This is a genomic window from Candidatus Igneacidithiobacillus taiwanensis (genome assembly GCF_031962545.1).
GTDB classification, from domain to species: Bacteria; Pseudomonadota; Gammaproteobacteria; order Acidithiobacillales; family Acidithiobacillaceae; genus Igneacidithiobacillus; species Igneacidithiobacillus taiwanensis.
On the sequence record NZ_JAVRKK010000020.1, the window covers coordinates 1 to 11,659 of the forward strand.

The 11,659-nt window shown below is 62.6% G+C and carries 11 protein-coding genes; all 11 read right to left on the bottom strand.

The window, feature by feature from the left end; all coding sequences use genetic code 11:
- On the bottom strand, positions 1–1,099 hold a 1,099-nt coding region (gene eno, locus RTI30_RS04700; protein ID WP_312283385.1), incomplete at its 3' end, for a phosphopyruvate hydratase.
- 11 nt (positions 1,100–1,110) lie between these two features.
- The gene (gene pyk, locus RTI30_RS04705; RefSeq protein ID WP_312260987.1) at positions 1,111–2,535 is read right to left on the bottom strand and encodes a pyruvate kinase; all 1,425 of its coding nucleotides are present in this window, start codon (positions 2,533–2,535) and stop codon (positions 1,111–1,113) included.
- Complete coding sequence (locus RTI30_RS04710; protein WP_312260988.1) at positions 2,532–3,455, bottom strand: aldolase; 924 nt, start codon at positions 3,453–3,455, stop codon at positions 2,532–2,534. The genes pyk and RTI30_RS04710 overlap by 4 nt, the downstream gene beginning before the upstream one ends.
- Before the next feature lie 14 nt (positions 3,456–3,469).
- Positions 3,470–4,852 carry an FAD-dependent oxidoreductase gene (locus RTI30_RS04715; RefSeq protein ID WP_312260989.1) on the bottom strand — a complete coding sequence of 461 codons (1,383 nt, stop codon included), beginning with the start codon at positions 4,850–4,852 and terminating at the stop codon, positions 3,470–3,472.
- Positions 4,853–4,880: 28 nt separating this feature from the next.
- Complete coding sequence (locus tag RTI30_RS04720) at positions 4,881–5,837, bottom strand: 1-phosphofructokinase family hexose kinase (RefSeq protein WP_312260991.1); 957 nt, start codon at positions 5,835–5,837, stop codon at positions 4,881–4,883.
- Positions 5,828–6,748, bottom strand: coding sequence for a bifunctional enoyl-CoA hydratase/phosphate acetyltransferase (locus tag RTI30_RS04725; RefSeq protein WP_312260993.1), 921 nt, complete (start codon positions 6,746–6,748; stop codon positions 5,828–5,830). The genes RTI30_RS04720 and RTI30_RS04725 overlap by 10 nt, the downstream gene beginning before the upstream one ends.
- A gap of 25 nt (positions 6,749–6,773) precedes the next feature.
- On the bottom strand, positions 6,774–7,961 hold the full coding sequence (locus tag RTI30_RS04730; RefSeq protein ID WP_312260994.1) for an acetate/propionate family kinase: 1,188 nt from the start codon (positions 7,959–7,961) through the stop codon (positions 6,774–6,776).
- The gene (locus RTI30_RS04735; protein ID WP_312260995.1) at positions 7,949–9,244 is read right to left on the bottom strand and encodes a dihydrolipoamide acetyltransferase family protein; all 1,296 of its coding nucleotides are present in this window, start codon (positions 9,242–9,244) and stop codon (positions 7,949–7,951) included. Before RTI30_RS04735 ends, RTI30_RS04730 begins: the two co-directional genes overlap by 13 nt.
- Positions 9,244–10,236 carry an alpha-ketoacid dehydrogenase subunit beta gene (locus tag RTI30_RS04740; protein ID WP_312260996.1) on the bottom strand — a complete coding sequence of 331 codons (993 nt, stop codon included), beginning with the start codon at positions 10,234–10,236 and terminating at the stop codon, positions 9,244–9,246. The genes RTI30_RS04735 and RTI30_RS04740 overlap by 1 nt, the downstream gene beginning before the upstream one ends.
- Entirely contained in the window at positions 10,233–11,297 is a 1,065-nt protein-coding gene (locus RTI30_RS04745) for a thiamine pyrophosphate-dependent enzyme (protein ID WP_312260998.1), read from the bottom strand. The genes RTI30_RS04740 and RTI30_RS04745 overlap by 4 nt, the downstream gene beginning before the upstream one ends.
- Entirely contained in the window at positions 11,290–11,640 is a 351-nt protein-coding gene (locus RTI30_RS04750; RefSeq protein ID WP_312261000.1) for a carboxymuconolactone decarboxylase family protein, read from the bottom strand. Before RTI30_RS04750 ends, RTI30_RS04745 begins: the two co-directional genes overlap by 8 nt.
- Positions 11,641–11,659: the final 19 nt, after the last annotated feature.

Here is an 11,659-nt window from a genome sequence, read left to right on the forward strand (position 1 = left end):
GAGAAACAAAGGCCCCCCAGTGATGGAATTGTGCCAGGCGTGCGGCGGCAAGGGTTTCGGTCACCGTCCCGATCTGATTGAGTTTGATCAGTACGGCATTGGCAATGTTGTCGTCGATGCCGCGCTGGATGATCTGCGGATTGGTGCAAAAGATGTCATCGCCCACGAGTTCAATCTCGGCGCCGAGCCGCTGGTTGAGTAGCTTCCAGTTCTCCCAGTCGTCTTCGGCCAAGCCGTCTTCGAGCAGGACTACCGGATAATTGCGCACGATGTCGGCATAGTACTCGATCATCTCGGCACTGCTGAGTTCCCGATCTTCCGTACGCAGTTGGTATTTGCCGTCCTGAAAAAATTCCGAGGCGGCAGCGTCGATGGCGATGCCGCAGTCCTTTCCGGGAGTGAAGCCGGCGCGACCGATGGCGGCCAGCAAAAGATCATAGGATTCATGATTGGAGAGAACGGCAGGCGCAAAGCCACCCTCATCGCCAATGCCAACGGGTAGGTGCTTGGCAAGGAGTTCGGCCTGCAGGGCATGATAGATCTCCGCCCCCCAGCGCAGAGCCTCGCGGAAACTGTCGGCCCCATAGGGCACCAGCATGCATTCCTGAAAATCGGCACCTTGCCAGTGGGCATGTACCCCGCCGTTGAGGACATTGAAGCAGGGCACCGGCAGGCGCGTGGCGCCGGGTCCGCCCAGATAGGCAAACAGGGGCAGATCGACGGCATCGGCGGCGGCACGGGCGCAGGCCATGGAGACGGCAAGCAGGGCATTGGCCCCCAGGCGGCCCTTGTTGTTGGTGCCATCGAGGCCAATCAGGGTGTCGTCGATCACCTTTTGGTCGCGCACGTCGAGATCGATCAGGTCGGGTGCTAGCACCTCTTCGATGTGCTCGATGACCTTACGCACGCCTTTGCCGCCAAAGCGGGCGGGATCGCCGTCGCGCAGTTCTATGGCCTCCTTGCTGCCGGTGGAGGCGCCGGAAGGCACGGCGGCACGAGCGCGCTGGCCGCTGCTGAGCAGTACCTCTGCTTCGACGGTAGGATTGCCGCGAGAATCGAGGATTTCGCGGGCGATGATGTCTTGGATGTAGGCGTTCATGATGGCTCCTTTTAGAGTTCGGTGGGGTGGTCGAGGCAGAGGATTTCCAAGCGATTGGTGCCGCCCGGGTGCCCTTTGCTTGGCCCTTGGGTGAGGATGATCCGCCCGGCACTGAGGCCATGCTCGACAAACCAGCGCCGCACAGCGGCGGCCCAGGAGTCTGCGGGGCTGGGCAGCTGCACCGGAAACACGCCGTAGTGCAGGCAGAGACGCTGGCAAGTGCCAAGATGCGGGCTAAAGGCAAGAATCCAGGTGTGCAGGCGGTAGCGGGCGATGCGTGCAGCAGTGGCGCCGGTTTCGGTGGGGGTGACGACCCACTGCGGCTGCAATTGCAGTGTGCTTTGCCAGACATTGCGGGCAATTACCGATTCCACCGTTGGCGCCTCCGGAAAATCGTGCTCGAGGGCGTGGAGTTCCTCGCGGCTGGCCTCGGTCACCCGGGCGATTTCCGCCAGGGTGCGAACGGCCTCCACCGGGAAATCGCCCATGGCCGATTCCTCCGAGAGCATGACCGCATCGGTGCCATCGAGGATGGCATTGGCCACATCGGTAACTTCGGCGCGGGTGGGACGACTGTTGTGCACCATCGATTCGAGCATCTGGGTGGCGGTGATGACCGGCTTCCCCAGGGCGCGTGCCTTGCGGATGAGGCGTTTTTGCAGCGCCGCGATTTCGGTGATGGGCACTTCCACCCCCAAGTCGCCGCGCGCCACCATGATGCCATCGGCCGCGTGAAAAATGCTGTCGAGCTGGCGCAAGGCGCGGGCGCGTTCGATCTTGGCGATGAGAAAGGGCTGGAACCCCAGGGTCTGCGCTTCCCGACGTACGGCAGCGAGATCGTCTGCCGTCTCGACGAAGGAAACGCTCAGGCCATCGACCCCGGCCTGCAGGGCAAAGGCCAATAGTTTCCGATCCTCGCTGGTTACGGCACCCCCTTGCAGGGAAATTTCGGGCAGATTCACCCCTTTGTGCGAGAGCAGAGTGCCGCCGACCACGACGCGACAGTGTAGGCCGGCCTCGTCCACGTCCTCGACACGTAACTCGAGGAAGCCATCATTCAGAAAGATGCGGTCGCCCTGTTGCAGCGGTCGGGAGAGGGGTGGTAACTCGAGAGGGATTTCCTCGGCGGTGCCTGCCGCTTGCGGAGCAAGGCGAACTTGGCTGCCGGCGCGTAGCTGCACCGGTGCCGGCAAGGTGCCGATGCGGATTTTGGGGCCCGGTAGGTCGGCCAGGATGGCAACCCGCCGCTGGGTTTTCTCGGCCGCCTTGCGGATACGGGCAATGCGTGCCTCGTGTTCTGCCGGGGTGCCGTGGGCGAGATTGAGGCGGGCCACATTCATACCGGCATGCAGCATCGCCTCGAGGGTGTGTAGGGCATCCGAGGCGGGGCCTATGGTGCAGACGATCTTGCTGTGATGGCTGGGGAGCTGGATCACGGGGTCGGACCTTCGAGCAACTGGCTGGCCTGTTCTGCCGTTTGGCCCTTGACGACGATGGCGTGCACGGCAGTGCAAAAGCGCACGGCCTCGGGTAGGGAGCGCTGGTGGACGTTGCGGCCCGTGGCGCAGCCAGCGGTACCGCCGAGTTCTAACTGGTCTTGCAGGCGTTGGAGAAATTCCGGGGCGGTCGTTTCCGACCCGCCGGCGCAGATGACCCGGGTGCGCCCGGCGGCAGCTACCGCCTCGCCAAGCAGCTTGGCGTCCATCTTACCGTCGGCGTCCAGGGGCGGATTCACTTTGGCAAAGTCCGCGCCCAGGCAGGCGACCAGCCCCGCCGCCCCGGCAATCAGATGCGGATCCTGCTCTCGTGGTCCTACCGCCTTACCGCGCGGGTAGGCCCAAATCACTGCCAGTAGGCCCAACTGGTGAGCATCATGCACCAATTGCGCGGCCTCGCGCAGCATCTCTGCCTCGTAGATCGACCCCGGATAAATGGTGTAGCCCACCCCGACAACGCGGATACGGCTGTAGCGCAGAAAATCGCGCACCTGTGCCATGCTCTGCCACTGCAGGCTGCGAGGGTCTTGCTCGGCAGTCTTGACGAGGTGCGTCTTGCTGTTGAGTTTGAGCAGGTAGGGTATCTGCGGGTAGTCGCGACCATAGCGGGCAATGAGGCCGAGTTGCGCTGCAAAGCAGCCAATGGGCGCGGCGCTGGCAATGCGAAACAGGTGTTCGGGATCGGCGTCGTCGTCGGCTGCGGTCCCGCCCACGAAGTCGTCGTTGAGATGTTCGACCTTCTGGTCACCGGCCATCAAAAAGAGGCGTCCCGAATCTTGCGTAACCAGCCGATAGTTTTCTTCCCAGCGGCGCTCGGCGTCGGCCGAAATTCCGATGGGGGCTTGCAGTAGGGTCTTCATCGCGGTCTCCTTGCTCATTCGACACAGGGGTGCAGGTGGGCGTAGTGGCGGCGCAGGGCGTCGCCGGTGGCGGCCACCAGGGGGTGCAGGGAAGGGGTCAGGCGCGGCTGGCTGCCAAACTGCATACTGGCGATGTCGGGGGCGGTCGCCCGCATCTGGATGGCCAGGCCCATGGTGTTGACCAACTCGCCGGTGGTCGCCCCACCCAAAACCTGCGCACCCAGCAGTTGCAGAGAATCGGCAGCAAAAATCACCCGGCAGTAGACCTCCTGAGTATTGGGCATGGAGGCGGGATGATGATCGGGCAGGCGGGCCTCGCCGACGAGAATGGGAAAGCCCTCGCTTTCTGCCTGCTGCTGGGTCAGGCCGGCTACGCCAAAGGCCAGACCATCGATTTCGCTGGCATAGACACTCACCGACCCGGCGCTGTGGCGGAGTTCGCGCAGGCCGTAGAGGTTCATGCCGGCAATCCGACCCTCCGCTGCTGCTTGCGAGGCAATCATGGCGTGACTCGCCTTGCGGGTAAAAAAATCCTGTTTGTGGGCACAATCGCCAACGGCAAAGATGGCGTGGTCTTCGCGACTGCGCTGAAAGGCGTCGACCCAAATGCCCCCGGAACGGCTCAGGGTAAGGCCCATGGCCTTGGCCAAGGTAACATTGGGGCGGGTGCCGATGGCGATCAGTACTGCATCCACGGCCAAGGGTGGCTGGCCGGCAATCTGCACCTGCGCCACTTTGTTGCCGGCGGCGTCGGGCAGCAGGGCCTCCACCTTGCAATGGGTGTGGATGTGTACTCCGTGCTCGCTGAGTTGCTTTTCCACGGCAGTGCAGGCATCGAGATCAAAAGCGGCTTGCAGCAGATGGGGCAGCATCTCGATGATGTGCACCGCAATGCCGCGTTTGCGAATTTCATCGGCAAATTCCACCCCAATGAAGCCGCCGCCAATGATGGCCAGGGTTTTGATGCCGGGAATCAAGGTAGAAAAGAGTTGGTCGAGGGCCTCGTAGTCTTTCTGAATGCTGAAAACCCCGGCAAGCTGGGTGCCGGGAATGGGCGGGATGAAGTTTTCGGAGCCGGTGGCAAGAACCAGTCGCTCCCAATGAATGATGTCGCCGCTGGCAAGGATGGCCGTACGTTGCCCGCGGTCAATGCTCTCTACCCGCCCGATCTGCAATTGCCCCCCGGCGGCGAGGAGGGGAGCGCGACCGGCCATGTCCTCGTCGGTGCCGCCCAGGGTGCCAAAGATGTACGGAATACCGCAGGGGATCACGGCATCAGCCTCGGGTCGTACCACCAAGACCTTCTTGTGCGGGGCGAACTGAGCGGCAGTGATACCGGCCATCATCCCCGCCGGGCCACCACCCACAATCAAAATATCCGTCTGCTGCTCGGTCATACCAGTCTCTCCTTGCGCTACGTTGGCCTCAATAATCCAGTGCCTGCACGTCAATCTGCTGCAGCAGTGTGATCACGTCGTCATAGCGGCAAAGGCTGGTACCCGGCTGGGTAGCCGTGGCGCTGCCGCAAGCCACCCCCAAGCGCAGGGCTTCTGCGGGATGTTTTCCCTGGGCGAAGGCCGCTACCAGTCCTGCCACCATCGAATCCCCGGCACCGACGGTGGATTGCACCTGCACCGGCGGTGCCTTAGCGAGATGACTCCCTTCGGGACCGACCAGCAGTGCCCCCTCGCCACCCAAAGAAACGCAGACATACTGCACCCCGGTCTGTTGGATCTTGCGGGCTTCCTGTGCCACCGCTTCGAGGGTCGGCAATTCCCGGCCGCAGAGAAGAGACAACTCATAGCGGTTGGGCTTGATGAGGAAGGGATGCTGGGGCAGGGCCTTGGCGAGTAGGGGACCATGGGCATCAACCACGGCCTTTCCTCCGGCTGCCTGTATCCGCTCTGCGAGGATGGCGTAAATATCGTCGCCCACTCCCGGTGGCACGGAACCCGTGAGCACGCCAATACCGCTGTCGCAGAGCTCGAGAAAGGTCTTCGTGATACTGGCGAGCGCGATGCTCGAGACGCGCGGGCCGGTGGCCGTCACTTCCAACTGTTCGGCCGGCTCCTGCTGGACGATGGTGGTATTGATGCGGGTTTCTCCCTCCACCGACACGCAGTGGGGGTTGTCGAGCTCGTGTTTGAGCAGGTGTTGCAGCAGCTCGCCGATGGTCCCGGCAACGATGCAGCAGCTATGCGCGCAAACCAGGATCTCCTTGAGGGCACGCGCAACATTGACGCCGTTACCGCCGGGGTCGTAGCGGCTTGCCAACGCGTGGGTCTTTTGATCGGGAACCAGGTGGGTTACCTCGTAAGAGATATCCACTGCCGGGTTGAGGGTGAGGGTGGCAATGGGCTGACAAGGAGCGTTCAGGCGCACGATGCCGCCTCCCGTTGCATCAGTACCGCCAACGCGGTCGAAACCAAGCGCGCACGCACCGGATCAGCGCGGGAATTGAGAATGATCGGTACCCGCGCGCCAAGGACGATGCCTGCCAGGCTGGCACCGGCCAGGTACTCCAGGTCCTTGGCCAGAATGTTACCGGAGACGAGATCCGGAACGAGAAGGATATCGGCATCCCCCGCCACCGTGCTGCGGATGCCCTTGATCCGCGCTGCCTCGGCAGAAATGGCATTGTCGAAGGCGAGTGGCCCATCCACTTCTGCCCCAAGGATCTGTCCGCGGTCTGCCATTTTCGCCAGGCAGGCGGCGTCGATGGTGGAGGGAATGGCGGGGTTGATGACCTCCACCGCCGAGAGCACCGCCGCCTTCGGGTGCTCGACCTCGAGTATGTTTGCGAGATCGATGGCGTTTTGCAGGATGGCGGCCTTGGTTGGGAGATCCGGGCTGATATTGATGGCCGCGTCGGTGATGAGGAGCAGCTTGGGGTAGCTGGCGATATCGGCAACGAAGACATGGGAAAGACGCCGTTCCGTGCGGCACCGGGCAAGGATGGGGTGGAGGAAGGTATCGGTATGCAGATGCCCCTTCATGAGTGCTTTAGCGCGCCCGGATGCGACTATCGCTACCCCCTTCTCGGCAGCGTCTGCTTCCGTCTCGGCGGCAACGATCTCGATGCTTGCGCAGCCGGAATACTCGCTACAGAGGGTGCTCAGAAGCGAGCGGATCTTGCTTTCGGAGCCAATCAGGATCGGTTCGATGATACCGCTGGCATGGGCAGCGCAGGCGCCACGCAGCACGTGCTCTTCGGTGGCATCGACCACCGCAATCGGCAACGGCGGGAGAGAGCTGACCGCCGCGAGAAGGGCATCAAAATGGGGATAGGGCACGGGTGCTTCCTCCAAGGCAATCGGATCAGGTGCTGGCCTCTATGAGCAGACGATGGGTGTGGCGGGCAATGCTGCGGTCTTCGTCGGTGGGGATGACCAGCACCTCGACCGGACTGTCTGCTGTCGAAATACGGCGGGCCGTGCTGCTGGCCGCGGCATTGGCATCGGCATCGAGGCGGATACCAAGGCTCTCGAGGGGGCGACAGATTGCCCAGCGCACGGCGCTGGCGTGCTCGCCGATACCGCCGGTAAAGACCAAGCGGCGCAATCCGCCCAAGACCGCCACGAGGCTGCCGATATGCTTGCGGGCACTGTAGGCAAAGAGAGCGATGGCCTCCTGTGCCTGGGGATTGCGCTCGCGTGCCCGTAGCAGCTCTTCCATGTCGCCACTGCAGGCCGACACCCCGAGTAGGCCCGACTGATGGTTGAGCAAGTGCTCCAGACGCTTGGTGGTGTAGCCCTTTTCTGCCAAGAGATAGAGCAGCACACCCGGGTCGAGGTCGCCGCTGCGCGTACCCATCACCAGCCCGCCGGTGGGGGTGAGGCCCATAGTGGTGTCTTGGCAGCGGCCATCGCAAATCGCCGCCAGGCTCGCCCCATTGCCCAGGTGGGCGATGATGGTGGGGGCTTGGCCGTGGTCGGGCAGGGCACTGACGATGTATTCGTAGGAGAGCCCATGAAAGCCATACTTGCGTATCCCCTCCTGCCAAAACTCGCGGAGCAGGGGCAGGCGGGCTGCCATTTCCGGCAGGGTACGATGGAAAGCGGTATCGAAGCAGGCTACCTGCGGCAGCTGCGGCCATAGGTCCTGAACGGCCTCGATGCCGGCAATCTCCGCCGGTAGATGCAGGGGCGCAAAGGGGAGGGCGCGCCGCAGGTCTTGCACGAGTTTGGCATCGATGCGGCAATGCTCCTGGTGCTGCGGCCCGCCAGAAACGATGCGATGGCCAACGGCATCGGGATGCGCCAAGTCGAGCGCCGTCAGCGCCTCCAGTACCGCACGCAGGGCGTCCTTTGCCAAGGCAAAGCCCTGCACCTGATCCCGCACCCGCTGCCCCTCACGCTCGATCCATAGGCGCCCAGCCGTCTGCCCAATGCGTTCTACGGCACCGTGCAGTTCTTGCACCTCGGTCTCCCCAGTACAGCGGTACAGGGCAAATTTGAGGGACGACGAACCGCTGTTGAGGGTCAGAATCCAGCTCACTGCAGCCATGTGGGATCCTTCAGCCGTTGGCTTAGCCGCTGTAGAAAGCGTGCGGCATCGGCGCCAAAAATTCCGCGGTGGTCGCAAGTCAGGGTCAACTGCGTGCGCCCGTCGCTCGCCGGTGCCGCAACGGCGAGGATGGCCGAGGCGCCGACGGGTACGATGGCATCGAACTCCTCGACTTCGGCAAAAATGCCTAGGTTGGACACGTAAAAGCTTGCCCCTTGGTAGTCCTCGGGCGCGAGTCGACCGGTTTTGACCTTACCGAGGAGAATGCGCCAATACTCCGCCAGCTCTGCCAGAGGCCGGGAGGCGGCATCGCGCAGCACCGGGGTGATCAGGCCAGCCCCGGTATCGACGGCAATTCCAACATCTACCCGACTGCGCGAAACCCAGCCCGTTGGCGTCCAGACGCCGTTGAACCAGGGGTCTTCCGCCACTGTCAGAGCACAAGCGCGGGTCAATGCCAGGGTAAAGCTGAATCTGAGTCTTTTCCCCTGCTCGTGGAGCGGCGACAAATCTACCCGCGTGCTGATGCGGAAACTCGGCGTTGCCGCTGCGGCGATCATATTGCGGGCAACCGCCTCGCGCAGGGCGCTGGGTTTGCTGATCTGATACGGCGGACCATAACGAAGATCAACGGGCCGGGGTGCCAAGGCTGCCGCCAAAACCTCGCTGGCATGGATATGCCCATCGGCACCCGGCTGGATTTCTTCGATAGTAAGGCCCAGATCCTGGGCAAGGGCACGGGCATAGGGAGAGGCACCGGCGGCAGATCGCGGCAGATTTCCTGAGGTTGGGAAGGTGGTGGACATTTCCCGTTTTGCAGGTGGCGAGGGTGGGGATGTCGGTATCTGCGTCCCCACTGGTGGCGAGGAGACTGGCACAGAAGCATCCTCTTTGCCTGTTGGCACTGTGGCTTGCGAGGCCGAGACCGGCGTCGCCCTTGGCGTCGTATCTGCGGGCGCCTGGTTGGCTGCTGTTTTCGCCGGAGCGGCTTCCGATGCTTTCTCTGCTGTTGCAGTACCATCATCCGCTGCCAGCGCTGCTTCGCGGTTGTCGACCAGATAGGCGATGGGTTGGCGCACCGGGATGTCTTCGTCTACCGGTGCCAAGGGACCTGCAAGGAAGCCGTCGGTAAAGGCCTCGACGTCGAGAATCGCCTTGTCGGTCTCCACCTCGGCAATCGCCTCCCCCTTGTGGACGGGATCGCCCACGGACTTGTTCCAGCGCGTCAGCCGCCCCGTTTGCATGGTATCGGAAAGCACTGGCATCAGGATGGCTTGCTTCATCACGATTCTCCTTGCGGCAAGTTGAGCAGGGCACGAGCAGCCTTGAGGATGTCCTCCTGCCGGGGAATGCTCGCCGCCTCGAGTTTCGCGTTGAAGGGGGTTGGTAGATCGAGCCCGGCCACCCGCTGTATCGGTGCATCGAGCTGGTAGAAGCAGCGCTCCTGTAACTCGGCAGCAAGCTCGGCGCCAACACCGGCAAAGCGACAGTCCTCTTCCACAATTAGGCAGCGATGGGTGCGCAGCACCGATTCCACACAGGTGGCCCAGTCGATGGGCGAGAGGCTGCGCAGGTCGATGACCTCCATTTCGACGCCTTCGGCATGCAGCGCTTGCGCAGCTTCCAGGGCGAGGGGGACCATACGCGAATAGCTGATGCAAGTAAGGTCCCGACCCGGGCGGCGGATCAGCGCCTGATGGAGGGGCGGCGCGCTGGCATGGGTGTCCACTTCGCCCTTGCTGAAGTAGAGCAGTTCGTGCTCCAGAACGATCACCGGATCATCACTGCGGATGGCCTGCCGTAGCTGCCAGTAGGCGTCTTGCGGTGTACTGGGCACGGCAATGCGAAGCCCAGGCACGTTCATGAACATCGACTCCAGGCGCTGCGAATGCTGTGCCCCTAGCTGCCGAGCAACACCGCCGGGCATACGAATGGTCAGCGGCATGGGAAATTGACCGCCAGACATGAACGGGATCTTGGCTGCCATATTGACCAGGGAATCCATGGCAAAGAGCGCAAAGTTGATGGTCATGATTTCGACCACCGGGCGTAGCCCGAGCATGGCTGCACCCACCCCTAGCCCGGTAAAGCTATTTTCAGAGATGGGCGTGTCGCGTACCCGCCACTCGCCATATTTGGCCATTAGCCCTTCGCTGACCCGATAGGTGCCGCCATAGAGGCCGACATCCTCGCCCAGGGTAAAGACGGCATCGTCGGCGGCAAGTTCCGCATCTAGGGCTTGATTCAAGGCTTGCCAATAGAGAATCTCGCTCATGCTTGGGCCTCCACTACGGTTTCCAGCCGATGGTTGCGCGCTAGGATGGCCCGCGCCTCTTCCATGCTCGGCTCCGGACTCTCCTCGGCAAAGCGCCGGGCATCCTCGATTTCTGCTTGTACCTCGGCTTGTAGGCGCGCGAGCGCCGTTTCGTCCAAATGACCCTCTTGGCAACAATGGTCGGTAAAGCGTTGCAGGCAATCGTTGCCGGCAGCGGCCAAGTCTGCCGCACCTGGGTAGCGTAGCTGGAACTCATGGAGGGCAGCGGCGATGGGATCGGCGGCCTCGTAGGCCTTTACCTCTGCTTCTGGCCGATAGCTGCCGGGGTCGGCCATGGAATGCCCACGGAAGCGATAGGTGGTCAGTTCCAGAAACTGCGGGCCATCGCCGCTGCGTACCCGCTCCAAGGCGCGTTGCGCCGCGGCATGCACGGCCAGCACTTCCATGCCATCCACCTGTTCGGCAGGGATGCCATAGGCGCAGGCCCGCTTGTAGACGTCGACAATGGCGGAATGGCGATGGATTTCCGTGCCGATCTGGTAGTGGTTATTCTCGCAGACGAACAGAATCGGCAGTTTCCAGAGAGCGGCCATGTTGAGGCTTTCGTGAAAAGTCCCTTGGTTGACGGCGCCGTCGCCAAAGAAGCAAATCACCGCTTCCGGCAAGCGCCGGTAGGCCACGGCATAGCCCGCTCCGAGGGCAATTGGGAAGGTCTCGCCGACAATGGCATAGCCCCCAAGAAATCGTCTTTCCCGATCAAAGAGGTGCATCGAACCGCCCATGCCACCACTGATCCCGGTCTTCTTGCCATACAATTCCGCCATGATCTGGCGCGCGGGGATGCCGCGTACTAGGGCGTGGACATGCTCGCGGTAGGTGCTGACGACATAGTCACCGGGTTCCGCCGCATGCAGCACCCCAACGGCAACGGCCTCCTCGCCGGGATACAGATGCAGGAATCCAGCAATCTTGCCTTCGGCATAGCCCTGCGCCGCTGCCTCCTCAAAGGCGCGAGCACGCAGCATATCGCGCAACAGACCCTGCATTTGCGATCTATCCATGGGCAGCCTCCGCCAGTAATTCATCCAAGGTTTGGGTCAGGGGAACCAGGTACATGAGGGCCGGCCCGCCGTGCATGAGCACCGCTTGAAAAGCGGCGCTCATGATGGCATCGCGACTGGCACCGGCGGCCAACGCGCCGCGGCAATGCAGGGCGATGCACCACTCGCATTGGGCAGCAACGGAGAGGGCGAGATTGATCAGTTCCTTCTCGAGGGTGCTGAGGGCCGGATTACCCTCGGCCTTACCCATAAAACCGAGAAACGCGTTGATCTCGGCGGGATAGTCTTCTTTCAGGCGATCAAGAACCTGTTGAATTTCCTGGAGGCGTTGATTGGCAGTCATGGTAATACTCCGTGAGAAT